Origin of the sequence: Streptomyces angustmyceticus, from assembly GCF_040701845.1 — a bacterium.
Taxonomy (GTDB): Bacteria; Actinomycetota; Actinomycetes; order Streptomycetales; family Streptomycetaceae; genus Streptomyces; species Streptomyces angustmyceticus_A.
Genome location: NZ_JBFBHQ010000005.1, coordinates 186,343 through 212,318, shown reverse-complemented (window position 1 = coordinate 212,318; position 25,976 = coordinate 186,343). Strand labels below are relative to the sequence as shown.

Here is a 25,976-nt window from a genome sequence, read left to right as displayed (position 1 = left end):
GCGGCGGGACGCGGCCGGCACCCCTGCGGCGCCGGTCCCTAGGCCCGGCGGAAGCTGAGGGTCTCCCCCAGGGCTCCGGCCCGCCACAGGTCCTGGCAGGCGTCGGCCATCCGGTCCAGGCCGTCGACGACGCTGCCCCACACGATGCCCGGCACCCAGCCCGCGTCACCGTTGATCAGCAGGTTGTTGCGCTCGTAGAACAGCGCGAGGTCGACGACGGTGGTGCGGCCCTGGTGCTGGGCCTGTGCCTCGTAACCGTAGGACTTCGTCCCCAGTTGGGTGTCGGTGAAGGTGAAGTAGCACAGATCGCCGGGGATCGGAGTGATCGTCGGATTCTCCAGCGGCGGCTCCTCGGGAGCGAACGGCGCAAGCAGGGCGTAGATCTCGTTGCGGGCGTATTTGGCGTGATAGACGTCGCCGCCGAGTGGGAGCGCGTCCCATACGGCATTGCAGGTGATCGGCGCGCGGTCGTCGAGCAACTTGGCCGTGCAGCTCACGCCGCGCTTGTCCAGGGAGACTTCGATGAAGCGATCGGTCATGTGCCGATCGTAGGTGGGCAATACCGGCGTACGGAACAAGTCTGAGGCGGTTGCATCAAGGGCCGGAAACGATCGGCATATATGCCAGGCGTTCGGGTAGCCGCGCGCCCATGGCTCCACCACAGGAGAACACACAAATGATCAAGAGAAAATTGGCCGGCGGCATCCGGCGGCGAACGCTGCTCGCGGGGGTGGCGGCGCTCGGCACGGCGGGTGCGATGGGAGCGGGCACCGGCTGCTCCCGGGTCGATGTCTCCGGGGCGACCGGGGGCGGACACCAGCTGGAGGATCTGCGGAAAAAGGGCACCGTCCGGATGGGCATTGCCAGCGAACCGCCCTACGCCTCGATCAACAGCAAGGGCGAACTCACGGGTGAGGCCCCCGCGGTCGCCAAGACCATCTTCCGCCGGCTGGGCATCAAGAACTTCGAGCCGGTACCGGTCGAATTCGGCGCACTGGTGCCGGGTCTGCATTCCTTCCAGTACGACGTGATCGTCGCGGGCATGTTCATCAACAAAGCCCGGTGCGCGGCCGTTCTCTTCTCCGACCCGGATTACGAGAGCAAGGACGCATTCCTCGTCCTCAAGGGCAACCCGAAAAATATCCACTCCTATGCGGATATCGCCAAGGGGCATTACCGGATGGGTTCCGGTATCGGCTACGCGGAGATCGACTACGCGGTCGGCAACGGCGTCAAGAAGGATTCGATCCAGACCTACGGCGACCAGATCGCCGGCATGGAGGCCCTGGAGGCCGGCCGGATCGACGTCTTCGCCGGCACCGCGCTGACCATGATCGAGGCACTGAAGACCGGCGCCCACCCCAAGGTCGAGATGACCGCGCCGTTCACGCCGGAGGTCGACGGCAAGCCCCAGCGCGACGGCGGCGGCTACGGCTTCCGGATCGGCGAGACCAAGCTGCGCGACGCCTTCAACCGCGAGCTGCACAAGATGAAGAAGAGCGGCGAACTCCTGCGCATCGCCCGGCCGTACGGCTTCACCAAGGAGTTCCAGACCGACCTCACGGCGAAGGAGCTCTGCAAGAAATGACCGGCGCTCTGTGGGGACTCTTCTTCGAGGGGCTGTGGATCACCATCCAGCTGATGGTCTACAGCGCCGCCCTGGCCGCGGTCGTGGCCTTCGGCATCGGCCTGTCCCGTACCTCCCGGTTCTGGATCGTCCGCTTCCTGTCCGGCGTCTACGTGGAGTTCTTCCGCGGCACCTCGGCGCTGGTGCTGATGTTCTGGCTGTTCTTCGCGCTGCCGCTGCTGGGCTGGCAGCTGGTCGGCATCTGGGCGGGCACCCTGGCCCTGGGCCTGTCGTACGGCGCGTACGGCTCCGAGATCGTCCGCGGCGCCGTCCAGGCGGTGGCACCCGCCCAGCGCGAGGCCGCCATCGCGCTGAGCTTCACGCCCTGGCAGCGGCTGCGGAAGGTGATACTGCCGCAGGCCGTCCCGGAGATGATGCCGCCCTTCAACAACCTGCTGATCGAGCTGCTCAAGGGCACCGCGCTGGCGTCGCTGCTGTCCATCGGCGAGCTCACCTTCCAGGCCAAGCTCGCCCGGCTGTCGACGGGCCAGAGCGCCCAGATCTACGGAATCATCCTCGTCCTGTACTTCGCGGTCGCGTTCGTGATGACCCGGATCATGCGGGTGCTGGAACGCCGCGCCAAGGCCTCGGTCGGCCGGGCGGTGCCCAAGGGCGAGGGCTGGTTCTCCCGCAAACTGCCCGTCGAGAAGCAGGGCCCCGAGGCGCTGGCCACCGGAGGAAAGCCGTGAACAACTGGTCATGGAGCTACGTCGGCGAGATCATGCCCGAGATCCTCAAGGGCCTCTGGATCACCGTCCAGGCGACGATCTACGGCTCGCTGGTGTCCTTCGCGCTCGGGCTGGTGTGGGCCCTGGCCCTGCGCGCCCGCAGCCGCTGGGTGACCTGGCCGGTGAGCATCTTCGTGGAGTTCATCCGCAACACCCCGCTGCTGGTGCAGCTGTTCTTCCTGTTCTTCGTGCTGCCGGGGTGGGGGCTGGCGTTCGCGCCCCTGACCACCGGTGTCATCGGCCTGGGCCTGCACTACTCGACGTACACCTCCGAGGTCTACCGCGCCGGTATCGACGGGGTACCGCCCGGCCAGTGGGAGGCCGCCACGGCGCTGAGCCTGCCGCGCCGGCGGACCTGGACCGCGGTGATCCTGCCGCAGGCCTTCCGCCGGGTGGTGCCCGCGCTGGGCAACTACGTGATCGCGATGTTCAAGGACACACCGCTGCTGGCCGGCATCACCGTCGCCGACATGCTCTTCCAGGCGAACAGCATCAGCGCCACCACCTTCGACTACCTGGAGCCGATCACCGTCGTCGGCATCCTCTTCGTGGTCATCTCCTACCCCACCTCCCTCCTCCTGCGAGCCCTGGAGCGTCGCCTTGTCCGCTGACCACACCCCCTCGAAAGAAACGACCGACCCGGCGGACACCTCCCGGACGGAGTCCGGGGGAGGCACCGAGCTGATCCGCTTCGACAAGGTCACCAAGCGGTTCGGGACCAACACCGTCCTGGACTCCCTGGACTTCACCGTCTCCTCGGGCAAGCACGTCACCCTCATCGGTCCCTCCGGTTCCGGCAAGACCACGATCCTGCGACTGCTGATGACGCTGCTGAAGCCCGACGAGGGCACGATCAAGGTCGGCGGGACGTACCTGACGCACGAGGAGAAGGGCGGCAAGCTCGTCCCCGCCGGGGAGAAGCACATCCGCGAGGTCCGCAAGAACATCGGCATGGTGTTCCAGCAGTTCAACCTCTTCCCCAACATGAAGGTGCTGCGGAACATCACCGAGGCACCGGTGCACGTCCTGGGGATGGAGAAGGACGCCGCCGAGGAGCGGGCCCGTGATCTGCTCGAACTGGTGGGCCTGACCGCGCACCTGGACAAGTACCCGAACCAGCTCTCCGGCGGCCAGCAGCAGCGGGTCGCCATCGCCCGGGCGCTGGCGATGCGCCCGCAGGTGCTGCTGCTGGACGAGGTGACCTCGGCGCTGGACCCGGAGCTGGTGGCCGGGGTGCTGGACGTCCTGCGGGACATCGCGCACACCACGGACATCACGATGCTCTGCGTCACCCACGAGATGAACTTCGCCCGGGACATCTCCGACGACGTCCTGATGTTCGACGCGGGCCGGGTCATCGAATCCGGCGCTCCGGAAAAGATCTTCTCGGAGCCGGAGCACGAACGCACCCGGGAATTCCTGAGCGCCGTACTGTGAACGGCCGCCGCTAGGCGCAAGATTCGGGTGGTGCGCCCCCTGGAGGGGGGCGCACCACCCTTTCCCCTTTCCGCACACAGGCACCATGGCGGCCGAATTCCGGAATATCGCCCCGAACCCCTCCACGGGATATGGAGAACCGCTCGCACGACGGCCCGCCGCATGCTCAACTGTTCCTCAAGTCGGGGACCCGCGGCCGAATTCAGGTCTACGGTCTACCGTCTACGGGCGGTTCGCCGACGCGCCTGACACCACCTCATGACCATGGTGGAGGCGCGGAGTCCGGACCGTACCGGGCGTCCTGCCCGGGCGCCGGCACCGTGCCGCGCCCGAGTTTCACGCCACGCCTTCTGTCCGCAAGCACGACAACGGGGTCCCTTTTCCATGGGAAGGACAGTGGAGACGTGAACGTCTCGTTTTTTGCCGCGCGAGTCGGCGCATTCCGGAGCACCGTCAGAAAAGCGCGCCCGGCCCGGCGCGTCGTCCCTCCCGGTGCATTCTGGAGGGGCTGAGGTGAGCGTGCACATCCAGGACCCGCCGCTTCGGCACCAGGATGCCTACGCGGTCGTCGTCGCCGACACCGTCGACGACATCGAGCAGCTCAACGACCTGCTGCACAGCAACCTTCCGGTCCTGCTGGTCCGCGATCTCGACCAGGCCAGACGCCTGATGGACGGCGAGCGGCCCGCCGCCGGGGCCCCGCGGCCGGGCCCGCTGCGGGTCGGCCGGCTGGAGATCCGGCCCCAGGAACAGCGGGCCCTGTGGTGCGGCGCGCCGCTGGAGCTGACCGCACAGGAGAGCGGCCTGCTGGCCTGCCTCGCCGGGCACGACGGCGGTGTGGCCACTTACCGGGAACTCGTCCGGGACGTCTGGGGAGCGTCCTGCGGAGTGGACACCACGGTGATTCACAGCGCGGTGCGACGGCTGCGCCGGAAGCTGGAAAGGGCCGGTGTCGACGTCGGGATCGAATCCGTCCGCGGGTGCGGTCTGCGGATCGCCGCCAGGAGTGGGCAAGCGTCAGCGAACTGACATCGACCTGACATTGGCCGCCCCGCCGGATTCCTCAAGACTATGAGGCGCATCACCGGCGGGGACGCCCTTTTCCGGACTCCTGGAGATACCCGCGGCCGGACGGCGTCTTTCGCTGCACGAAGACATCCGAACGGGAGGCAGCATGCGCGTACACAAGGCATCCCGCGCACTTTTGGTGAGTGCCGCGGCCGTGAGCGTTCTCGGTACGACGGGAACGGCTTTTCCTGCCGCGGCGGCCGCGGACCACGGTCCCGCCGTGCTGAAGAGGACCTGCAAGGTCTCCGCCTACACCGACCACGTCGACCGGCGGACCGACAAGTTCGGCAACGGCGCGATCGAGTGCAACTACAAGCCCGCCTACACCAAGCTCGTCGTCACCCTTTACAAGGGCAGGAAGAAGATGGCGACGGCCAAATGCGCCAACCACAAGAAGGCCTGTTTCGTCGCCACCAAGGAAGTCAAGGACGACAGGCCGGTCCAGAAGTGGCGCACCAAGGTCACCGGCGCCTGGGGCTCCGGAAAGCACAAGAGCGTCTGGAGCAAGCCGCTCCACGGGTGAGCCCGCCGCGCACCGCAGGCCCACCGGCCCCGGTCCGCCGAGGCCGCCGCACACCCACGACCAGCAAAGGCAGATGCGTATGCGCACCATGATCGCGCGCGGCGCGGTGGCCGCTCTCGCCGCCACCGCCCTGGCCGGGTCCCTCGCGGGCTCCGCCTCGGCGCAGACCGTGCACACCAAGAAGACCGCGCACACCAAGAAGACCGTGTACACGCAGAAGGCGAAGGCCACCAAGAAGTCGCCCAAGATCGACGCCGGCTGCAACTTCATCAACAACGGGCGCAAGTTGGCGGGCGAGGCCTGCTTCAAGAAGAAGGGCGACCGGGTCTGGATCCGTGACACCGCCCGCGACGGCATGCGCATCGAGGTGCGCGGCTCGGTCAACAGCAACGGCCAGCCCGGATACCGCTGTTACGGCAACTACAAGGGCGGCTGGCAGGTCTGCGACTTCGACCGCAGGATGGCCGAAGGCCATGTCTTCCTCTGGTACGTCAACAAGTGGAAGGGCAACAAGCTGAAGGGCACCAGCGGCGAGAAGATGATGATGACGTCCTGAGCGGCGGCCATCTCGCGGAACCGGCCATGGATGTGGCCGGTTCCACACCCTCCCCGGGCTCTCTCCCCCGCCGCACCGGGTATCCCGGTGCGGCGGGGCGCGAAGTGCCCGGCCGCGCCGGGGCCTTATGACCTTGGCATATGCCAAAGTCTCAAGCCCCAGTACAGAAACGCCAAGCACGGCTCTTTTCAGTCAAGACCCCCTCCCCCGAGGCCCGTTGACCGCTATCGTGAGTCCCACGCCGTTGTCGGGACCGTCCGCGCAAGCGCCGGCCGGGGCCGCCGACGACCGTCATGCCGCAAGCGGTAACAACCTGCTAGGGGGACACCGTGGCGCTGAAGCCCGAGCCGACCGCGCCGTTCCATTCGGTGCAGTACGCCCTTCGCGTGCTCGAAACGATCTCCAGGCACGCCGATGGCGTGACCGACGCGCAGATCGCCCGCGAAACGGGTCTGCCCCCGGGCCAGCTCGCCCACATGCTGTCGATGCTCCGCCGCGAGGGCTATGTCGAGCAGGTCACCGACGGCGCGTATGTCGTCGGCGCCTCGCTCCTGCTGCTGGGCACCGGCGGCGACCGCGACCAGGCCCTGCGCGACAAGCTCCAGCTCACCCTCGACCACCTGCGCGACTCGGTCGGTGCGGCGGTCTACATCAGCCGGTACATCGACGGCGAGGTGAAGATCCTCCACTACGCCGACGGACCGCTGGCCCCCAAGGTCAACGAGTGGGCCGAATTCCACCGCACGGCGCACGCCAGCGCGGTCGGCAAGTGCCTGCTGGCGCAGCTCGACCACGACGGCCGCAAGGACCACCTCTCCCGCCACAAGACCGCCCGGCTCACCTCCCGGACGATCACCAACGAGAAGGTCCTGTTCCACAAGCTCGACAGCCAGCCGCCCACGGTCCCCGTCCTCGACCTGCAGGAGTACGCCGTCGGCACGGTCTGCGCGGCCGTACCGATCACCGCCGGCTCGACGGTCGGCTGCCTCGCCCTCTCCATGCCGCTGGAGCACGCCCACCGTCTGCGCCAGGCCGCCGACACCCTCAACCGCCAGGCCGCGCCGGTACTGCTGTCGCTGGCGATCTGAGCGGGGGCCCTGCCGGACGGTGCACCGGACCGCGCGTCCGGGATCGTGCGGCCGGACTGTCCGGCGGGCCGGGCAGGGGCGGCCGGGGCCGTCCGTCGCCCACCTCCACCGCCGTGGTCATGAGCACCCCTCTCGACCAGGTAGTATTTCTTTCGTCAGCGCGCGCCGCTAGCTCAGTTGGTTAGAGCAGCTGACTCTTAATCAGCGGGTCCGGGGTTCGAGTCCCTGGCGGCGCACGTATCGAGTGGGCGTTTCCGGTTCTCCGGGAACGCCCACTTCGTTGTTGCGGCCTGCTGTGCTGCCGGGGCGGGCTGCCGGGGGATCCGCCGGGGCCGGTGGTCGTCCCGCCGGGCCGAGATCACCGGTCCAGCAGAGCGGTCCGGTCGTGGGCGCGGTACAGCGCCAGCAGGGCGGTCCGGTCCGCGGCGGTGAACGGGCGGTAGGCACTGCCGGCGGGGACTGCGCAGCGGGCCGGTGCGGCAGGGTCCGCCGCGGTCACCGGGGACCACCAGACCGGGTCCGGGCACCGGAACCCGGCCCGCCGCAGCGCGACCCGGTGCACCTTGTGGGTGGCGGTCACCGGCAGCGCGGCCATGGTCCGTACGAACCGGGGCGCCATCTTCGTCCCGAGGTCGGGCTGGGCGGCGAGGAAGGCCACGAAGTCGTCCGGATCGAAGGCGGCGCCGTCCCGCAGCGCCAGGGCCGCCATGACCTGGTCCCCGGCGACGGGGTCGGGCACCGCGTACACGGCCACGCCGGCGGCCGGGGCGTACCGGGCGAGGATGTTCTCGATCATCGCGGCGGCCAGGTTCTCGCTGTCGACCCGCAGCCGGTCGTCCGTGCGCCCGACGAAGTGGAAGAAGCCCTCGGTGTCCCGGAAGAAGAGGTCACCGGTCCAGTACCAGCCCGCGCCGACCCGGCCCTCGCCCCGGCCGCGGGTGCGGGCGGCGGTCGCCCCGGGGTTGCGCCAGTAGCCCTCGAAGGAGCTGCGGCCCCGGTTGACCAGCTCCCCTATCGCCCGTTCCCCGTTGAGCAGCCGGCCGGCCGGGTCGAGCCGGCCACGCGGCAGCTCGGCGCCGGTCTCCGGGTCGACGACGGCGAGATCGCCGCCGGGTGCGTCCCGGCCGATCGCGCCGGGCGGGGTGTCCGGTGTGCGCTGGATCGCGGCGCCGCCCTCGGAGGAGCCGTACCCCTCGGTCAGGCGGACGCCGAACCGTTCGGCGAAGCGGGCGGCGTCGACGGTGCCCGCCTCGGTACCGAACCCGCGGCGCAGCGGGTGGTCCCGGTCGTCGGGGGCGGGCGGGGTGGCGAGCAGGTACTGCACGGCCCGGCCGACGTAGGTGAAGTAGGTGGCTCCGTAGCGGCGCACGTCGGGGAGGAAGGCGGAGGCCGAGAAGCGGCGGCGCAGTGCCACGGCGGCGCCGCCGGCGAGCGCCGGGGCCCAGCCGGCGATCACGGCATTGCCGTGGAACATCGGCATGCACAGGTAGTGGACGTCGTCCCGGCGCACCCCGAGGTATCCGGCCAGCGAGTGCCCGGCGGCGGCCAGCCGGCCCTGGGTGCAGACGGCGGCCTTGGGTGCGCCGGTGGAGCCGGAGGTGAAGTAGAGCAGCATCCGGGAGGCCGGTGTCGGGGTGCCGGTGCCGCCGGCCGCGATCTCGTCGGGCGTCGCGCCCTCGTACGGCCCGAGCAGCTCCCGGTGGGCCGGGTCGTCCACGACGAGGATCCGCTCGGGCGGGAGGGGGAGGCCGAGGCCGGCCAGCAGCGGGAGCTGGGCGCGTTCGGTGATCAGCAGCGCGCAGTCGGTGTGACGGATGTCGCGGGCGAGCTCCGGGCCCCGGCGGGTGGGGTTGATCCCGGCGACCGCGGCCCCGGCGAGCGCCGCCGCGCTCAGCCACAGCGGGTACTCGGGCACGTTGCCGAGCAGCACCCCGAGGTGCGGCGGTGCGTCCCGCGGCAGCAGGTCCCCCAGCAGCGCGGCCCGCGCGGCGGCGCCGCCCGCCAGCTCGTGGTGGGTGAGCACGAGGTCCCCGTACATCACCCCCACCCGGTGATCGCCCCACTGCGCCCGGACGAGCTCCGCGACGGTGGCGGCGCCGGAACTGCCCCGGGCGCTGGTGCCGTTGGGTGCCATGGCGCCGCAGGGTAGCTGACGTGGAGTCAGTTGTGGAGGGGGGTGGGGCGGGCAAGGGACGCCGGGGCCGGGGCTTCCGGGGGAGGGCCTCCCCGGAGGGGAGCGGGGAGGCCCGATGGGGTGGTGGGTGGTGGGTGGTGGGTGGTGTTGTTGGCGGTGAGGTGGGTACGGGTGTGCCGTGGCCGGCGCCCCGGGGCGTCAGGAGAGGTCGACGTCCGAGCAGGCGTAGAAGGCGTTGCCCGTGTCGGCGATGTTCCAGACGCCGAGGATGAGGTGGCGGCCGGACTTCTGGGTGGGGACGGTGCCCTGGTGCTGAACGGTTTCGCCCGGCCGGGCGCCGCCCATCGGGACCGTCATGAACGGCTGGGGCTCCAGGTCGGCACGGGTGAGCGGCTTGCTCGGGTCGTAGCCGTCCTTGGTGATGAAGTACTCGAAGTCCGTGGTCGCGTGGCGTGCCGTCAGCCGCCAGGTGAAGGTGTAGCCCTGCCCCGGGGTGAGCTTGGTACCGGGCCACTTCCCGCCGCGCGGGTCGTCCAGCTGGGCGAAGTTCTCGTGCCCGCCGGAGCAGATCCTGCCGTCCGCCGGGCCGGCGGCCGGGAAGCCCTTGGGGCCCTCGACGCTCTGCGGTTCGTACTGGATCGCGCCGCAGTCCTTGACGGTGCCCTTGGCGCAGAGGGCCTGGCGGCTGGGGGGTGCGTCGCTGTAGCCGTGGCTGGAAGCGCTGCCCGTCGAGAGCAGGGAGACGCCGACGACGCCCAGACCGATCACGGCAGCACTGATTTTTTTGCGCATGCTTCGCTCCTGAAGAACGTGGGGGAGTTCCGTGCCGGGAGAAATGCAGTGCACTGCGGTGCCGAACCTGCGGTCTAGACCAAGTCGCAGCGTAAGGGCGCGGTATTGGACATGTCCATACCAATGCTCAGGTCGATGACCGGCGGGGGGAGGGGCGACGAGCGGGGCGATGGCCGGATGGACGCCGGCTTCCCCCGGGCGCCGCAGGCCGAGCTTCCCCCGGTACGGGCCGTCGGGCGGGCGGGCCGGCGGCTCGGCCCGGGGCCGGTCAGGTGCGCGTCATGCTGCCGCGGTGAGCGGGGGCGCGGCGGGGCGGGCGGCGGCCTGCACGAGCGCGGTGTAGGTGCGGCGGAGGGCGATCAGGGACTCCTGGGCCTCGCGGTAGACGGCGGCGTCGGGGCCGCCGCGGTGGGCGAGGGTGCGTACGGGGGCGCAGTGGCGGTCCATCGCGCTGAGCCAGGCGCGGTGCTGCGCCGGGAGATGACGCCGCAGCAACTGGCGCCTGCCCTCACCCATACGGCGTCCGCCGATGCCCAGCACCGCTTCGGCCGCCTGGAGCACCGGCGGCTCCAGCGCGCCCTGTTCGGCGAGCGCGCCGAGCACCGCACGCTGCTGCGGCGTGGCGGGCGCGGCCGTCAGATCCGTCGCCTCGGCGAGGAGCTGGGCGCGCAGCGCATGCTGCACACGGACCAGGCGGCGCAGTGCCGTCGGGGTGGAGGAGTCGTCGGGCGACCGGCCCGCCAGGGTTTCGGCGAGCCGGAAGAGCCAGATCCCGTGCGCCTCCAGGCGGGTGGCGGCCAGCATCAGCCGGTCCAGACGGCTGAGCGGCTGCCCCTCCGGGGCCCAGCGGACGATCGGCACGAGCACCTCGGTGCGGGCCAGTTGGTCGATGGGGATGTGGCGGCGGGGTTTGCGTTCGGGGACCCAGTTGTGGAGCGCGAGGGTGGGCAGGGCGACGAACTGATCGTGGTCGATGCGGTGCGCGATCGCCGCCCACAGGTCGAGGAACGCCTCGTCGGCGACCTCGCGGGCGGCCGGCGCCTGCGGGTCGAGACCGCACCAGCCGCAGGAGACCGCGATCACCGCGATCCGCATGGCGGCGGCCTCCGCGTTGCGCAGGGAGAGGCGGGAGACCCGCTGCCGCAGGGCGGACAACTCCTCGGCACGGTGCGCGCGTTCGACGAGCGCGACGGCGGCCGCCCGGTCGGGCGCGACCGCGGCCGCGCGCGCCATGGCATCCAGCCGGGTCCAGGTTCCGATCATGGAACGGACGGGCGGCCGCTCGGGCAGAAAACCGTGGGTGCTGGGGTCGTGCGGGGTGGCGGAGGCGGGTCCGGTCGGGGCCGGTGCGGCGGCCGAGACCGGCGGGGTGGCCGGGGGCGCCTCGGTGGTGGGGGTGGCCGGGGTGGCCGAGGGTATGCCGGGCGCGTCGGCGGATATGCCGGTGCCGGGAGCGGTCGCCGGGTCCCCCGTCGGCCCGGTCGCACTCGCCGGTTCGGCCGACGGGCCGGCCCCGCCCGCCGTCGCGCACCTGGCCGCGGGCACCTCCGCGGGTCCGGCCGCGCCCCCGGTCGCCCTCCTGGTCGCGGACGTGGTCGCCGGCACGGCCGCAGCCGTGTGCGTCGCCGCGCTCGGGTCCGTCGCCGTGCTCGTGGGCGTGGTCGCACTCGTGGGCGTGGTCGCCGTGCCGGTCGTCGTCGTGCTTGCGCTTGTGGTCGTGGTCATGATCGCCCTGTCCCCCATCAGCACTTCCCGGCGAACAGCCGGGCCAGGTGGGTGTCCATGTCGAGATAGCGGTCCTCATGGCCGGGCGGGACAATCGCCGTGGTCTGCTCCAGCCAGGCGGTCAGCTCGATCGCGCGCACCGACAGCTCGCACACGCTGTCGTCGGTGGACAGCTCGATGTGTACGCGGCGCGATGCCCCCGGTCGGCGGAAGGGCCACACCCGTACGTCCCCCTCACCTGCCTCGTCGTGCAGCCCCGCCAACAGCAGATCACGGGCGAACAGCCAGGTGGCCACCTTCTGGCCACGACTGATGAACGCGACCTCGACCTCGTACGGGCGGTCACTGCGATAGCTGAACCGGCCGGCCACCGGAACTGCTTCGTCCGGCCCGAGGAGGAGCTGCATCTCAAGGGTGCGCTTGGCTGTCGACACCATGACGATCAACCTTTCCGACGGAGGGGCGAGTCCCGGGGACCCGGTCCGGGGCGCGCGTCCTGGCAGACGTTGCTGGGGAGGGTGGGGTTGCAAGAGGGCGAGGAGGAGTGACGGACGCCATGGCCCGGCACCCCCGGGCGTGTTCCGTTCTTTCGTCCCGACGTTCGCCCCAGCCTCTCAACCGGCAGGGCATATCGCATGTTGACGGGGCAACTGGTGATCTACCGCCATGGAGGCCTTGAAATCGATCCTCACAGATCACGGCGGGCGGGCCGCCAGTCGAAGGTCCCCGAACGTAGGGACTTTTGCCTCATATGGGGTGAACCTCTCGTACGGTATGCCGGGCCGAACGGACGTCGCGGCAGGTGGCCTGGGTCACACGATCCGGGCGCACGGAGCGGCCCGGCCGCGGTGCGGAGCACCCCTGGAGTTCGTGTAAAGTTCTCCAGGTCAGCGCGCGCCGCTAGCTCAGTTGGTTAGAGCAGCTGACTCTTAATCAGCGGGTCCGGGGTTCGAGTCCCTGGCGGCGCACGTAGGACTGAGGCCCCTCGCCATGCGAGGGGCCTCAGTCGTGTGGTCGGGCCGTGCGGCCGGTCGCGCGGTCGGCCGGATGGATGACCGGCGCACCCCCCCCCGCAACACCCGCCCTCGGCCACTCAGGCGCCCCCCTCACTACCCCTCGACGGCGACCGTCGATGTCCTTGCGATCACAAACGGTAATTACCCGATCGCGCACCGATGGGGCGGCCTGCCCCCTCCTTTTCCACGCAAGCCCTCCAGTCCCGAATCCGCGTCGTCGCGCCACCCCCTCTCCCCCATTCCGGGCCCGGGTCCGGACCCGCCCATGCCCGGCGGCCGCCACCCCACTCACCAAACCGGTGACGAGGCCGTCACGCAGGGCATCGAAATCCCGGCAGCACCACCCACGGGAGGGGCGCCCCTCGTACTCCCCGTCGACCGCCACCAATAGAGACGGAGCCGCGGGGGATTACCCAGGGGAATAGCCACACCTTCGGCCAAATCGGCGTACGCGGAGGTAACTTCACCGGGGCCGGCAAACGAGGCGAACTCACCACGGATCCGCCGCTCCCCCGCCCTGCCGGCGCATTCCCGCAGGCACCGGCCCACGCCGCACCCGCACTCCCCTCAAGTACCTTGACCTGCTTGTTCGTTCGGTGCGTTGCGGCAGCCCCGCCCTCCATCATGCGTCACTCCACGTTCCCGCGAAGGGGCGTTCACCTTTGCCGGTTGGTGGCCGGCCGAGGCGGGCAAAACCCGTACGGGACCACTCCCTTTACGCGCTGGATTGCTCCGGACACCCAGAGCCAGGACACCGCAACCATTGCCCTGATATCCGCTGACGGCGGGAAAATTGGCGGCAGTTCCGTATCAAAGCGATGTGCCCAGCGCCACCTGCGGCCCGGTCTTGCGCACTCTCGTACACAATTCCCTGGACAACTCTTGCCATCAGGACGGCGGTTAGGGACCCTGACCTGGTAACTCGGCGAAATGAGGACCGCATCCAGCCGAGTGGGAACGGTCGGGCACGCCGGATGGCGTGATGTGAACACGGGGAAATCGCCGCTTGGCAGGATCGCGGCAGCGTTGCATACGCAACCGGAGGACGGCTGCCAACCGTCCGAACGGTGCAGGCGGCCGACAGCAAAGCGCCCGAGTCGGTCGCGGGGGACCGCGGACTCGGGCCATCAGCACAGACGGCACGCAGCAAGTGCTGCGTGCGGGGGGATGGACTCATGACGTCGCCGCCTGACGGCTCCCGGCCGCAGCGCCCGTACGACCCGTCGGCCACGACGCGCCTGCGCGTGCCGCGCCAGCACTGGCAGCGGCGCATGCAGCGCAAGCCGCTGCCGCGCTATGACTACGAGCACTACAGCCGGCTGGCCGGGCCGCTCACCCGGCCCGACCCGGACAAGCCCTACACGGTCCGCTACCGCTCGATGCTCGCGGACGAACCGCACCGCATACGGGCGGCCCTGCTGCTCGGCGCCGCGCCGCTGGTCTCGTTCGGGCTGCTGGTCTGGCTGATGCAGCCGAGCCACTGGACCGAACGCGACTACCCCGCCTACGACTTCCTCCCGGCGCTGGACGTCGTCATGCTGGTCTCGATCGGGCTGATCGAGTTCTTCCGGTGCATGAACGTGCTGTCCAACGCCCATGCCACCCTCGTCGCCCGCGACCCCGTGCCGGTCATTCCCGAGAGCGGCACCCGCGTCGCCTTCCTGACCTCGTTCGTGCCGGGCAAGGAACCCCTCGCCATGGTGACGAAGACGCTGGAGGCGGCGGTCAAGATCCGGCACCGCGGTCTGCTGCACGTCTGGCTGCTGGACGAGGGCGACGACCCCGAGGTCAAGGAGGTCTGCCGGCGCCTGGGCGTCCACCACTTCAGCCGCAAGGGCGTCCCGGAGTGGAACCGGCCCAAGGGCCCGCACCGCGCCAAGACCAAGCACGGCAACTACAACGCCTGGCTGCAGGCGCACGGCGACGCCTACGACTACTTCGCCTCCGTCGACACCGACCACGTCCCGCTGCCCAACTACCTGGAGCGGATGCTGGGCTTCTTCCGCGACCCGGACGTCGGCTTCGTCATCGGCCCGCAGGTGTACGGCAACTACGACACCTTCGTCACCAAGGCCGCCGAGTCCCAGCAGTTCCTCTTCCACGCCCTGATCCAGCGGGCCGGCAACCGCTACGGCGCGCCGATGTTCGTCGGCACCTCCAACGCCGTGCGCATCAGCGCCCTGAAGCAGATCGGCGGGCTGTACGACTCCATCACCGAGGACATGGCGACCGGCTTCGAGATACACCGGCACCGCAACCCGCGGACCGGCAAGAAGTGGCGCTCGGTCTACACCCCGGACGTACTGGCGGTCGGCGAGGGGCCCACGGCCTGGACCGACTTCTTCACCCAGCAGCTGCGCTGGTCGCGCGGGACGTACGAGACGATCCTCAAGCAGTTCTGGAAGGCGCCGTTCAGCCTGCCTGCGGGACGGCTCTTCAACTACACCATGATGGTGATCTTCTACCCGATGTCGGCGCTGAACTGGATCCTGGCGGCGCTCAGTTGTGCGCTGTTCCTGGGCCTGGGGGCCTCGGGTGTGCAGATCGATCCCGCGGTGTGGATGATGCTCTACGGCAATGCCTCGGCACTGCAGATCGGCCTGTACATCTGGAACCGCCGGCACAACGTCTCGCCGCACGAGCCCGAGGGCTCCGGCGGGGTCGCCGGCATGGTGATGTCCGCGCTGTCCGCGCCGATCTACGCCCGGTCGCTGTTCGACACGGTGCTGCGCCGCAAGAGCAAGTTCGTGGTCACGCCGAAGGGCGACTCCTCCAGCCCGGACACCCTCTTCGGGACGTTCCGGGTGCACCTGTTCTTCCTTCTCGTCTTCGGCGGCTCGCTGGTCGCCTCGTTCGTGCTGGGGCACAGCCATCCGGCGATGGTCACCTGGGCCACCCTCGCGATGCTGATCACCGCCGCGCCGATCATCGCCTGGCGGATGTCCGTACGGGGCGAGGAGCGCAAGCGGAAGGAGGCCGCCGGCGGTGCGGGCGCCGCTGCCGGTGGTGCCGACGCCGGGGGTGACGCGAGTGGCACGGCCGGTGCCGCGGACGGGGCCGCGGCCGGTGCCGTGCCCACCGTCGCCCGGGCCGCCGGCCGGGCGGGGGACCAGCCGGCCGATCCGCCCGCCGACCCGCCCGTGGGCCCTGACCCGGCCCGCGGCCAGGCCCATGGCCAGGCCACCGACCAGGCGGCCGACCGTGCCGCCGACCCGGCTCTTACCGCCGAACAGACCCTGCAGATCGCCCTTGGGGGACGTCACACATGAAGTACCGTCCGAGCCGTCGCACCCGCAGAGTGACGATAGCGACGGCGGTGGTGCTCGCACTGGCCGCGATGAACGGGCCGGCCCTCTACAGCTTCGCTTCGGCGCAGTACCACCAGTACGAGATCAACAAGCCCGAGTACAAGGCGGCGAACGGCCACTGGGACGCCGTCGACGTACCGGACAAGTACCGCATCAACACCATCCACGCGGCCCTGCTGCACACCGGCAAGGTGCTGCTGGTCGCGGGCTCCGGCAACAACGCGGCGAACTTCCGGGCCAAGTCGTTCCGTACGGTCCTGTGGGATCCGGAGAAGAACACCTTCAAGAACATCCCCACGCCCAAGGACCTCTTCTGCTCCGGGCACACCCAGCTCCCGGACGGCAAGCTGCTGGTGGCCGGCGGCACCCAGCGCTACGAGAAGCTCAACGGCGATGTGAAGAAGGCCGGCGGCCTCATGATCGTCTACAACGAGGACCCGGACGGCCCGAAGACGTTCCCGGCCGGCACGCTGTTCACCGGCAAGAAGAACGGCAAGAGCTTCACCTCCAAGGACCCCGTCGTGGTGCCCCGGGCGAAGAAGAAGACCGACCCGGCGACCGGCAAGGTCACCGTGGTCCACAGTGAGGCCCGGGTCTACGTCGAGGCTCTCAAGGACGGCCGCTCGCACTCCACGGGATCCCAGGACAACTACCGGATCCACGGCCTGACCGGCGCGGACGCCCACAACTTCTACGGCATCGCCCAGAAGCTGTCGTTCGACAAGAAGGACTTCCAGGGGATCAAGGACTCCTTCGAGTTCGACCCGGTGGCCGAGCGCTACGTCCCCGTGGACCCGATGAACGAGGCCCGCTGGTATCCGACGCTCACCAGCCTGCAGGACGGCAAGGTCCTCTCCGTCTCCGGGCTGGACGAGATCGGGCAGGTCGTCCCCGGCAAGCAGGAGATCTACGACCCGAAGACGAAGAAGTGGACCTACCTGCCCAAGCGGCGCTTCTTCCCGACCTACCCGGCGCTCTTCCTCACCGACCAGGGCCGGATCTTCTACACCGGCTCCAACGCCGGCTACGGCCCGGACAACATCGGCCGCACGCCCGGCATCTGGGACCTGAAGTCCAACAAGTTCCAGGTCGTGCCCGGGATGAGCGACCCGAAGATCCTGGAGACATCGATGTCGGTGCTGCTGCCGCCGGCCCAGGAACAGCGGTACATGGTGCTGGGCGGGGGCGGTGTCGGCGAGGACCCGAAGTCCACCGACAAGACCCGCATCGTGGACCTGCACGCCCCGTCGCCGCGCTTCAAGGACGGGCCGCCGCTGTATGCGAAGGCCCGCTACCCGAGCAGCGTGATCATGCCGGACGACACCGTGCTGACCACGAACGGCTCCGGTGACTACCGCGGCCGCAGCGACTCCAACATCCTCAAGGCGGAGCTGTACGACCCGTCCACCAACTCCGCCCGCCAGGTGGCCGACCCGCTGGTGGGCCGCAACTACCACTCCGGAGCGCTGCTGCTGCCCGACGGCCGGGTGATGACCTTCGGCTCCGACTCGCTCTACGCCGACAAGGACAACACCAAGCCGGGTGTCTTCCAGCAGCAGATCGACCTCTACACCCCGCCGTACCTCTACCGGAAGTCGCGCCCCGAACTGACGGACCAGGGCCCGAAGACGCTCTCCCTGGGCAGCAGCACGGCCTACGCCGCCCCGCACGCCTCCGGCATCAAGAAGATGCGGCTGATGCGCCCCGGCTCGTTCACCCATGTCACCAACGTCGAACAGCGCTCGATCGCCCTGGACTTCACGGTGGCCAAGGACGGGAACGGGGTGACGGTCACCCTGCCCAAGGACCCGTCGCTGGTACCGCCCGGCTGGTACATGCTGAACGCGGTCGACGGACACGGCACCCCGTCGAAGGCGGTGTGGGTGAAGGTCACGGCGGGGCGCGCGTAGACGGCCGCGTACGCCCCAGCGGCCCGGGAGGGGCCGGGAGCGGGAGGGCTCGCCTCGGGTGCGCCCTCCCGCCGGCCGTGACGGCGGCCGGCCGCGGCCGGCGCGGGGACGACGGCCCGGCGCCCCGACGCGGGAGCGCGGCCGCCGGGCCGGGCGGACGGTCTGGCGCTATTCCGCGCTGCGGGCCAGCCCCAGGGCGTACTCGGGCCACCAGGTGCCCGCCTTGGGGCCGCCCTTGCAGGTGCCGTCCGACTCTCCGGGACGCTTGATCCACAGGTAGGCGGCTATCAGGGGGTCGTCGGTCTTGGTGGTCGGCGGGGTGCCCAGGGCGCGGCCGGGCGGGTTGCACCAGTTCTCCGGGTCGTCGCCGCCGGGGGCCGGACCGTTGCCGTTGCGGCTGGTGTCGATGACGAAGGGCTTGCCGCCGACCATGGCCGACAGCCGCTTGCCGTACTTCGTGTTCTCCGCGGTGGTCTGGTAGTTGGAGATGTTCAGCGCGAAGCCGTCGGCGCGGTCGATGCCCGCCCGCTTGAGGGGTTCGACCAGCCGGCCCGCGTCCTTGATCCAGTGCGGGTTGCCGGCGTCCAGATAGACCTTGGTGTGCGGCAGCGCCTTGAGCTTGCCGACCGCCTCCGACAGCAGGGCGTAGCGCTCCTCGTGGAACTGCTGCGGGGTGCACTTGTCCGCGATGTGCGGGAGGGCGTCGGGTTCCAGGATGACGGTGGTGGCGCGGTCACCGATACCCTTGAGTACGCCGTCCAGCCAGGACCGGTACGCGTTGCCGTCGGCGGCGCCGCCCTGGGAGTAGCGGCCGCAGTCGCGGTGCGGGATGTTGTAGAGAACGAGCAGCGCCTCGCGGTCGGCCTTGGCGGCGGCCTGGGTGAAGCCCCGTGCCTCGCCCTCCGGGTCGTCGACGCCTATCCACTCCGCGACCGGCTGCGCCGCGATCTTGTTGGCCAGGCGCGCGTCGGCGGTCTTGCCCTCGTCACCGAAGTCGGACACCTGGCGGGCCGCCTTGCTGTCCGGGTTGACCCAGAACGGCGCGACGGACTTGGGGCGTTGGCCCGGCTTGGACGGAACGCTGCCGCCGCCGTCGCCGGGCGAGGAGCAGCCGGCGAGCAGCAGCAGCGCCAGTGCCCCCACGGCTGCCGTTGCCGATGCCGCCCCGGCATGCGCGGTGCGCCGCCGGCCGTCGCGGGGTCCGCCCGGCGGACCGACCCCGGCCATCCGTCGCAGATCGCCGTACATCCACTCCCCCTCGCACACTCGGGCACCGCCGGCGGGGACCGCCGACCTGCCCATCGTGGCACACGGCCTTTTGCCCGGGGCCGGCCTGTGGAGGGGCTGTCCACAGGCTGCTAAGACGCTTGACGAACGGCGTCGGTGATGATTCAGCGGCCTGCTGCGTCCGCCTTGTGAAGGGACGTCAAGTAGGCCGACACCACGACGACGTTCGAGGACCCGCCGCCGCGTGCGGCCTCGCCGGCCCGGGCGCCGCGGCCGGCGTCGACGATCAGCCGGAGTTCGGAACGGCCCCGGTCGCGTGCGGCGCAGGCCTTACGGGCGTCGAACCGGTCACGGTCGTAGAGCTGGACGTCCTCGACGGCGAAGCGCGCGGTGGTGCCGTCGGACCGCTGGATGTCCACCCGCTCCCCCGGCGCGAGGGCCGTCAGCCGGTGGACGACGTCCCGCCGGGCCCCCGGGTCGCGGTCGGCGCCGGCCCGGCCCACCAGCAGCGCCGCGCCCGCCTCGCCCGGCCGCGGCCCTCCGGCGTACCAGCCGACGAGGTCCGGGGAGGTGTCCGGGGGCGGGCTGGGAAGACCGTGTGCGTCGAGGTCGCGTGCGGCGATGCCGCCCTCCCGGATGCCGAGTGCGTCGATGGTGAGGCCCACGGGCTCCGCGTTCGCGGCGGCGGGCACCGGCGCGTGCGCATGCGGAGGCGCCTGGCGGCCCAACGGGCGCCCCGCGGCGGCGACATCACCGGTCGTGGCGAGCCGCGCGGCCACCCCGTCCGCCAGGTCGCGCCCCCACAACCACAGCCCCAGCAACAGCACGGCCCAGGCCACCCCGGCGAGAAGCTTTCCGGTGGTGGAGCCGGGGCCACGGCCGGGGGCGGGGGCGGGGGGCCGGGCCCGCAGGTGCGCGCGGGTGCGGGGGTGGCTGTGGCTGGGGGGCCGGGTCCGGGGGTGCGCGCGGGGTCGGGGGGCGGGTGTGACGGCAGGAGGGCCGTGGGTGCCGTGGGTGCCGTGGGTGCCGGACAGGGATGGCACCCCGACCGCTGTTCCGGCCCGCCCCTGTTCCTCAGTGCTCATCGGCGTCCCCGTGCCGCTCGCGGCGCAGTCGCAGCCGGAGCCGGAGCAGTTGGCCCGCGATGACCAGGATGGCGCCACCGGCCAGCACCAGGCCGACCGCCGACGTACTGCTCAGCTCGCGACGCGGCGAGGCCTCGGCGGGCGCGTCGGGACGGACGGCCGGAGCGGGACGGACCGCCGGAGCGGGGCCGACGGCCGACGCGGCGGGGCGCATGGCCGGCGCCGGCGAGAGGCCGGCGGCCACGGTGGGCCTGCCGACCCGCACCGCCGCTTCCACCGTTCCCGCCGTTCCGGCCTTCTCCGCCGTCTCCGCCGATCCCGCCGGGGCCCCCGCCAGGAAAACCGTGCGGCACGTACCGCCCTGCCGGACGACGATGCGCGGGTGGGTGCCGGGGGCGGCCGGGGCGGGGGTGACGGAGACCGTTCGGGTCCCGGTGACGCGCGCGTCGGCGCCGTACGCGGGCGGCGTCGTCACCGCGCAAGCCGCGACCGCGGCACAGAGAGCAAGTTGCCGTGAGCGCATGGTGAACCTCCGATAACTCCGAAGGTCCGCCCGCGCGAGCCCGGCCGCATCCGGTGCGGTCCGCGGCTGCGCCGTTCGAGTGGGTGCCCGCGGCATCGGGGCCAGTCAGGGGCGTCGGGAGCATGAGGCGCCCGGGCCCGCGACGCTCCCGGGTCCCGCCCTGCCCCTCCTCGGCCCACGACGCCGGCGGCCCCGCTCACACCGCCGGCCCCCGCGCCCCTCCCGGCACTCGCCCCGCTCCCCCGCTCACACCAGGTCGATCAGGTCCGCGATCGAGTCCACGACACGGGACGGCCGGAACGGGTGCCGGTCGACCTCCTCGGGGCGGGTCAGTCCGGTCAGGACGAGGAAGGTCTCCATGCCCGCCTCCAGACCGGCCAGCACATCGGTGTCCATCCGGTCGCCGATCATCGCCGAGGTCTCGGAATGGGCGCCGATGACGTTGAGCCCGTGCCGCATCATCAGCGGGTTGGGCTTGCCGACGAAGTACGGGTCGACGCCCGTCGCCTTGGTGATCAGCGCGGCCACCGAGCCGGTCGCGGGCAGCGCACCCTGCGGGGAGGGGCCGGTCTCGTCGGGGTTGGTGGCGATGAACCGGGCCCCTTCGTTGATCAGCCGGATCGCCTTCGTCAGCGCCTCGAAGCTGTAGGTGCGGGTCTCGCCGAGGACGACGTAGTCCGGGGAGTGGTCGGTCAGGACGTAGCCGATGTCGTGCAGGGCGGTGGTCAGGCCCGCCTCCCCGATGACGTACGCGGTGCCGCCGGGCCGCTGGTCGTCCAGGAACTGGGCGGTGGCCAGCGCGGACGTCCAGATCGACTCCCACGGCACGTCCAGCCCGATGCGGTTCAGGCGGGCGTGCAGGTCACGCGGGGTGTAGATGGAGTTGTTGGTCAGCACGAGGAAGGGTTTGCCCGACTCGCGCAGCCGCTTGATGAAGGCGTCCGCCCCGGGGACCGGAATGCCCTCGTGCATCAGGACGCCGTCCATGTCGGTGAGCCATGACTCGATCGGCTTGCGCTCTGCCACTGCCGGACTCCTGCCGTACGTGATGACCAGGGGCGCCGGCCGACTCCCGCACGCGTCGTGGCCCACGCGGGTGCCCCACACGTCGTACGTACGGCCGACGCCCCCACCCTAAGTCAGCAGGCCCGACCCCTGACCCCCGCCGCTCACCCGGGATCGTCCGCCGCGCCGCACCCGGCCCCCTCAGCCCCCGGTGGCCCCCTTCCACGCCGCCACATAAGCGGCCAGGTTCTTGTCGATGGACTTCCAGTCCGGGTGGAAGATCTTGACGTTTTTCATGATCTTGGCGAGGGCGGTGGCGTGGGGGTCGGCGGGGTCGATGTCGGTGCGGGCGGGGAAGCCGCCGCCCACTGAGGAGACCTGGCGCTGGACGGGGGCGGAGAGCAGGTAGTCCAGGAACTTCTGGGCGTTGGCGGGGTGCGGGGCGTTCTTGACCAGGCCGGCCGCGTACGGGAGGGCGAAGGTGGTGGGCTCGGCGCCGGGGCGGGCGGCGGGGAAGAAGATGCCCTGGTGCGGCATCGACTGCATGTTGGCGTAGTTCATCTGGACGTCGCCGTTGGCCACCAGGAGTTCGCCCTTGTCGGTCTTGGGGGCGAGCTGGCCGGTGGAGGAGGACGGGCCGACGTTGTTGGCCTGGAGCTTCTTGAGGAAGGACAGGGCCGGGCCCCGGCCGCCGAAGTCGTGCAGGGCCTTGATGAGCACGGCGGTGCCGTCGCCGGCGACGCCGGGCGTGGAGTACTGGAGCTTGTTCCTGAACTTGGCGTCCAGCAGGTCCTGCCAGGTGGCGGGGGGCTGCTTCAGCTCCTTGTTGTTGTAGATGAAGCAGAAGTAGTTGTTCACGATCGAGGTCCACTTGCCGGACGGGTCCTTGTCCGCGGCGGCGACCCGGTCCGCGCCCTCGGGGCGGTAGGCGTCCAACAGGCCCTTGCCGTCGGCCTGCTGGATGAACGGCGGGAGGGTGACGACCACGTCCGCCTTGGTGTTGGCCCGTTCGCGGGCGAGGCGCTGGACGGCCGCGCCGGAGCCGGACTCGACGTAGTCGACCTTGATGCCGGTCTTCTTCTCGAAGTCCTTGAAGACCGTGTCGTAGAAGCCGTCGCCCTGCTCGCTCTTGAGGCCGTCGGCGCTGTAGACGGTGATCTCCTTGGCGTGGGGGTCGGCGGTGGAGGCGCCGCAGGCGGTGAGCGGGGCGCCGAGGACGAGGGCGCCGCAGCAGGCGGCGAGCGGCTTGCGGAAGGGGCGGGTGCCGGACTGGGACATGGCGGGGTAACTCCTGGTGAGCGCAAGGGGATTCGGGAGGTCAGCGGTAGGAGGCCTTGGTGCGGATACGGGAGACGCCGAGCAGCACGAGCAGGGTGGTGGCCATCAGGGCCACCGCCAGTGCGGCACCGGTGAAGAGGGAGCCGCGGTCGGTGGCGGCGAAGATCTGGACGGGCAGCGGCAGCCAGTCCGGGGGATAGATCATCATCGTGGCGCTCAGCTCGCCCATGGACAGGGCGAAGCACAGGCCCGCCGCGGCGGTGAGGGACGGCAGCAGCAGGGGGAGCTTGACCCGCCACAGGACGCGGGCGGGGCGGGCGCCGAGGCCGGCCGCGCTCTGTTCGTACGCCGGGTCGAGGCGGGCCAGCGCGGCCGTCACGGACTGGTGGGCGAAGGCGGTGACCAGCACCGTGTGGGCGATGATCACGATCTGGGGAGTGCCGTTGAGCAGGAACGGCGGCCGGGAGAAGGCCACGAGGAGGGACAGGCCGACGACCACGGAGGGGACGGCGACGGGGAGCAGGAACAGCCCGTCGAGGAGCCGGCGGGCGCGGCGGCCGAGCTTCTCGGCGGCCAGGGCCGCCCAGGTGCCCGCGGTGAGTGCGGCGAGGCTCGCCGCGAGGGCGGTCAGCACGCTGGTGAGCAGGGCGCCCGGCGCATCGCCGCGGGCGAGGTCCCGGTAGTGCGCCAGGGTCGCGCCGGAGGGCAGGGCGCCGCTCCAGTTGCTCGCGAAGGACGCGGCGACGATCACCAGCAGCGGCAGGGCGAAGAGGGGCAGGAAGAGGACGAGGAAGAGGAGGTGGACGGCCCGGCGGGCGGCCCTGCTATGCACCAGCACGGTCGGATGCACCTCCTGTGCGCGGGCGCGCGCCGCCGCCCGTACGGGACATCAGCGTCCGGTAGAGGGCGTAGAGCGCGACGGACAGCACGACGTTGACGACGGCGACGACGCAGGCACCGGTGTAGTCGCCGTCGAGGATGGCCTTGGTGTAGACGAGCACCGGCAGGGTGACGACGTCCTTGGCCCCGGTGAACAGGACGATCCCGAACTCGTTGAGGCACAGCACGAGCACCAGCGCGCCGCCCGCCGCGAGCGAGGGCAGCGCCTCCGGCAGGATCACCGTCCGCACGATCCGCCACGGCCGGGCGCCGAGCGAGGCGGCGGCCTCCACCTGCCCGGTCTCCACCTGCGAGAAGGCGGCGAGCAGCGGGCGCATCACGAACGGGGTGAAGTAGGTGACCTCCGCCAGCAGGACGCCCCAGGGGGTGTGCAGGAAGTCCAGCGGCCCGTGGGCGGCTCCGGTCAGGTCCGTCCACAGGCCGTTGGCCATGCCGACGCTGCCGTAGAGGAACAGCAGGGCGAGGGTGATCAGGAAGGAGGGGAAGGCGAGGAAGAGGTCGATGAAGCGGCTGAGCGCCCTGCCGCCGGGCAACGGCACGAAGGCGATGACGAGGGAGAGGGCCGGCCCGAGGAGCAGGGCGCCCGCGGTGGCGCCGACGGCGATCAGCACGGTGTTCGTCAGCGCCTCGCGGAAGGAGGCCTCGGCGAGGACCGTGGCGTAGGGGGCGGTGGAGTGGCCGCCGTCCTCGGGGCTGAAGGACTGCCACACCACCAGGGCCAGGGGGTGGAGGAAGACCAGGGCGAGGGCGGCGACGGGGGGCAGGGCCCAGAGGGCGGCACCGGTGCGGCGGGGGTGGGCCGTGCGGCGGGCAGGGGCCGTGGCCGGGACCGGCCCGGCCGTCACCGTCGTCCCGGCCCTCCCGGTCTCCCCCGCCGTTTTGGTCCTAGACATGCGGCGCCCCGTCCTCGGCGCGTCCCGCCGGGATGAGGACCGCGTCCTCGGAGGCGAAGTGCAGGGATATCTCCTCGCCGGGCGCCGGTGGCGTGCGCAGTTCGGGCACATCGGCCAGGACGCGGTGGCCGCCGACCGCCGCGTACAGGCGGTGCGTCGAGCCGCGCCACTGCACGTCGGTGAGCGTGCCGCGCAGGGTGGTGTCCCGGCCGCCGCCGTGCGGGCTCTCGCCGAGGCCGACGCGGTGCGGGCGCAGGCAGAGGGTGGCGGCGGCGCCCTCGGCCAGACCGTCTCCGGGGGGCACGGGCAGCGTCCGGCCGGCGAAGTCGACCCCGTCGCCGCGCACCGTCACCGGCAGCAGGTTGGCGGTGCCGACGAAGGCGGCGGTGAACTCGGTGCGCGGGCGGCGGTAGAGCTGCTGCGGGGTGCCGCAGTCCTGCAGCCGGGCCCGGTCCAGCACCGCGATCCGGTCGGCCAGCGTCAGCGCCTCGACCTGGTCGTGGGTGACGTAGAGGATCGACACCTCGGGCAGTTCGCGGTGCAGGCGGGCGAGTTCGGCGAGCATGCCCGAGCGCAGCTGGGCGTCGAGCGCGGACAGCGGTTCGTCCAGCAGCAGCACGCCGGGGCGGATGGCGAGCGCCCGCGCGATGGCGACCCGCTGCTGCTGTCCGCCGGACAGCTCCCGCGGGTGCCGGCCGGCGTAGGCGGCCATGCCGGTCATCTCCAGCGCCTCGGCGACCCGGCCGGGGATCTCGGCGCGCGGCGTCCGGTGCGCCTTGAGGCCGAAGGCGACGTTCTCGGCGACCTTCATGTGCGGGAACAGCGCGTACTGCTGGACGACCATGCCGATGCCGCGCCGGTGGGGCGGCAGTCCGGTGACGTCCCGGCCGCCGATCAGCACCCGCCCCGAGGCGGGCCGCACGAATCCGGCGACCGCCCGCAGCGCGGTGGTCTTGCCGGAGCCGGACGGGCCGAGCAGGGCCATCACCTCTCCCGGTTCGACGGTCAGGTCGAAGGAGTCCAGGACGGTGTGCTCGCCGTGCTTGCCGTAGGCGACGGAGACCTGGTCGAAGCGGATGCCCGACGGGGGCGGGGACTGGGCGGCGGGCGGTCCTGCGGTGCGGCCGGGCGTCGCGGTGGCGGGGGCCGGCAT

23 protein-coding genes and 2 tRNA genes are annotated in these 25,976 nt (G+C 71.3%); 12 read left to right on the top strand and 13 right to left on the bottom strand.

Features of this window, described 5'->3' with window-relative positions; genetic code table 11:
- Window positions 1-38: 38 nt before the first annotated feature.
- Window positions 39-539, bottom strand: a complete 501-nt coding sequence (locus tag AB0411_RS14215) for a DUF3830 family protein (RefSeq protein WP_366417564.1) — start codon at window positions 537-539, stop codon at window positions 39-41.
- A gap of 137 nt (window positions 540-676) precedes the next feature.
- Here AB0411_RS14215 and ehuB point away from each other — a divergent pair, with 137 nt between their 5' ends.
- The 9 genes from ehuB (at window position 677) to AB0411_RS14170 (ending at window position 7,263) form a co-directional block, all read left to right on the top strand.
- Window positions 677-1,588, top strand: a complete 912-nt coding sequence (ehuB, locus tag AB0411_RS14210) for an ectoine/hydroxyectoine ABC transporter substrate-binding protein EhuB (RefSeq protein WP_366417563.1) — start codon at window positions 677-679, stop codon at window positions 1,586-1,588.
- Window positions 1,585-2,316: an ectoine/hydroxyectoine ABC transporter permease subunit EhuC gene (ehuC, locus tag AB0411_RS14205; RefSeq protein WP_366417562.1), complete on the top strand. Its 732-nt coding sequence runs from the start codon at window positions 1,585-1,587 to the stop codon at window positions 2,314-2,316. The genes ehuB and ehuC overlap by 4 nt, the downstream gene beginning before the upstream one ends.
- Before the next feature lie 32 nt (window positions 2,317-2,348).
- A complete protein-coding gene (gene ehuD, locus AB0411_RS14200) occupies window positions 2,349-2,966 on the top strand; it encodes an ectoine/hydroxyectoine ABC transporter permease subunit EhuD (protein WP_366417809.1) in 618 nt (205 codons plus the stop codon).
- On the top strand, window positions 2,956-3,792 hold the full coding sequence (ehuA, locus tag AB0411_RS14195; protein WP_403147566.1) for an ectoine/hydroxyectoine ABC transporter ATP-binding protein EhuA: 837 nt from the start codon (window positions 2,956-2,958) through the stop codon (window positions 3,790-3,792). The genes ehuD and ehuA overlap by 11 nt, the downstream gene beginning before the upstream one ends.
- Before the next feature lie 513 nt (window positions 3,793-4,305).
- On the top strand, window positions 4,306-4,821 hold the full coding sequence (locus AB0411_RS14190; RefSeq protein WP_366417561.1) for a winged helix-turn-helix domain-containing protein: 516 nt from the start codon (window positions 4,306-4,308) through the stop codon (window positions 4,819-4,821).
- 259 nt (window positions 4,822-5,080) lie between these two features.
- On the top strand, window positions 5,081-5,383 hold the full coding sequence (locus AB0411_RS14185; protein WP_366417560.1) for a hypothetical protein: 303 nt from the start codon (window positions 5,081-5,083) through the stop codon (window positions 5,381-5,383).
- A 79-nt stretch (window positions 5,384-5,462) separates the two neighbouring features.
- On the top strand, window positions 5,463-5,939 hold the full coding sequence (locus tag AB0411_RS14180; protein WP_366417559.1) for a hypothetical protein: 477 nt from the start codon (window positions 5,463-5,465) through the stop codon (window positions 5,937-5,939).
- Window positions 5,940-6,268: 329 nt separating this feature from the next.
- A complete protein-coding gene (locus tag AB0411_RS14175) occupies window positions 6,269-7,027 on the top strand; it encodes an IclR family transcriptional regulator (protein ID WP_086721293.1) in 759 nt (252 codons plus the stop codon).
- A 162-nt stretch (window positions 7,028-7,189) separates the two neighbouring features.
- Window positions 7,190-7,263, top strand: a tRNA-Lys gene (locus tag AB0411_RS14170).
- Between the two features lie 122 nt (window positions 7,264-7,385).
- On the opposite strand, the gene AB0411_RS14165 is transcribed toward AB0411_RS14170, so the two are convergent.
- The 4 genes from AB0411_RS14165 to AB0411_RS14150 form a co-directional block, all read right to left on the bottom strand.
- Window positions 7,386-9,161, bottom strand: a complete 1,776-nt coding sequence (locus AB0411_RS14165; RefSeq protein ID WP_366417558.1) for an AMP-binding protein — start codon at window positions 9,159-9,161, stop codon at window positions 7,386-7,388.
- A gap of 198 nt (window positions 9,162-9,359) precedes the next feature.
- The gene (locus AB0411_RS14160; RefSeq protein ID WP_366417557.1) at window positions 9,360-9,953 is read right to left on the bottom strand and encodes a lytic polysaccharide monooxygenase auxiliary activity family 9 protein; all 594 of its coding nucleotides are present in this window, start codon (window positions 9,951-9,953) and stop codon (window positions 9,360-9,362) included.
- Between the two features lie 279 nt (window positions 9,954-10,232).
- Window positions 10,233-11,678 (bottom strand): hypothetical protein, encoded by a 1,446-nt coding sequence (locus tag AB0411_RS14155; RefSeq protein WP_366417556.1) that lies wholly within the window; start codon window positions 11,676-11,678, stop codon window positions 10,233-10,235.
- A 17-nt stretch (window positions 11,679-11,695) separates the two neighbouring features.
- The gene (locus AB0411_RS14150) at window positions 11,696-12,115 is read right to left on the bottom strand and encodes an SsgA family sporulation/cell division regulator (protein ID WP_223660173.1); all 420 of its coding nucleotides are present in this window, start codon (window positions 12,113-12,115) and stop codon (window positions 11,696-11,698) included.
- A gap of 457 nt (window positions 12,116-12,572) precedes the next feature.
- Here AB0411_RS14150 and AB0411_RS14145 point away from each other — a divergent pair.
- The 3 genes from AB0411_RS14145 (at window position 12,573) to AB0411_RS14135 (ending at window position 17,912) form a co-directional block, all read left to right on the top strand.
- Window positions 12,573-12,646, top strand: a tRNA-Lys gene (locus tag AB0411_RS14145).
- Between the two features lie 1,223 nt (window positions 12,647-13,869).
- Window positions 13,870-15,963, top strand: coding sequence for a glycosyltransferase family 2 protein (locus AB0411_RS14140; protein ID WP_366417555.1), 2,094 nt, complete (start codon window positions 13,870-13,872; stop codon window positions 15,961-15,963).
- A complete protein-coding gene (locus AB0411_RS14135) occupies window positions 15,960-17,912 on the top strand; it encodes a kelch motif-containing protein (RefSeq protein ID WP_366417554.1) in 1,953 nt (650 codons plus the stop codon). Before AB0411_RS14140 ends, AB0411_RS14135 begins: the two co-directional genes overlap by 4 nt.
- Before the next feature lie 168 nt (window positions 17,913-18,080).
- Here the strand turns inward: AB0411_RS14135 and AB0411_RS14130 are convergent, their stop codons facing one another.
- The 8 genes from AB0411_RS14130 to AB0411_RS14095 all read right to left on the bottom strand — a co-directional run bounded on the left by AB0411_RS14130 (window position 18,081) and on the right by AB0411_RS14095 (window position 25,976).
- On the bottom strand, window positions 18,081-19,160 hold the full coding sequence (locus tag AB0411_RS14130) for a glycoside hydrolase family 6 protein (protein WP_366417553.1): 1,080 nt from the start codon (window positions 19,158-19,160) through the stop codon (window positions 18,081-18,083).
- 143 nt (window positions 19,161-19,303) lie between these two features.
- On the bottom strand, window positions 19,304-20,224 hold the full coding sequence (locus AB0411_RS14125; RefSeq protein ID WP_366417552.1) for a class F sortase: 921 nt from the start codon (window positions 20,222-20,224) through the stop codon (window positions 19,304-19,306).
- Window positions 20,214-20,699 (bottom strand): hypothetical protein, encoded by a 486-nt coding sequence (locus AB0411_RS14120; protein ID WP_366417551.1) that lies wholly within the window; start codon window positions 20,697-20,699, stop codon window positions 20,214-20,216. The genes AB0411_RS14125 and AB0411_RS14120 overlap by 11 nt, the downstream gene beginning before the upstream one ends.
- A 294-nt stretch (window positions 20,700-20,993) precedes the next feature.
- A complete protein-coding gene (locus tag AB0411_RS14115; protein ID WP_159481033.1) occupies window positions 20,994-21,773 on the bottom strand; it encodes an HAD-IIA family hydrolase in 780 nt (259 codons plus the stop codon).
- A 180-nt stretch (window positions 21,774-21,953) separates the two neighbouring features.
- Window positions 21,954-23,030 carry a 2-aminoethylphosphonate ABC transporter substrate-binding protein gene (locus AB0411_RS14110; RefSeq protein WP_366417550.1) on the bottom strand — a complete coding sequence of 359 codons (1,077 nt, stop codon included), beginning with the start codon at window positions 23,028-23,030 and terminating at the stop codon, window positions 21,954-21,956.
- Window positions 23,031-23,070: 40 nt separating this feature from the next.
- On the bottom strand, window positions 23,071-23,868 hold the full coding sequence (locus AB0411_RS14105; RefSeq protein WP_366417549.1) for an ABC transporter permease: 798 nt from the start codon (window positions 23,866-23,868) through the stop codon (window positions 23,071-23,073).
- Window positions 23,855-24,823: a 2-aminoethylphosphonate ABC transporter permease subunit gene (locus tag AB0411_RS14100; RefSeq protein WP_366417548.1), complete on the bottom strand. Its 969-nt coding sequence runs from the start codon at window positions 24,821-24,823 to the stop codon at window positions 23,855-23,857. Before AB0411_RS14100 ends, AB0411_RS14105 begins: the two co-directional genes overlap by 14 nt.
- Complete coding sequence (locus AB0411_RS14095; protein ID WP_366417547.1) at window positions 24,816-25,976, bottom strand: ABC transporter ATP-binding protein; 1,161 nt, start codon at window positions 25,974-25,976, stop codon at window positions 24,816-24,818. Before AB0411_RS14095 ends, AB0411_RS14100 begins: the two co-directional genes overlap by 8 nt.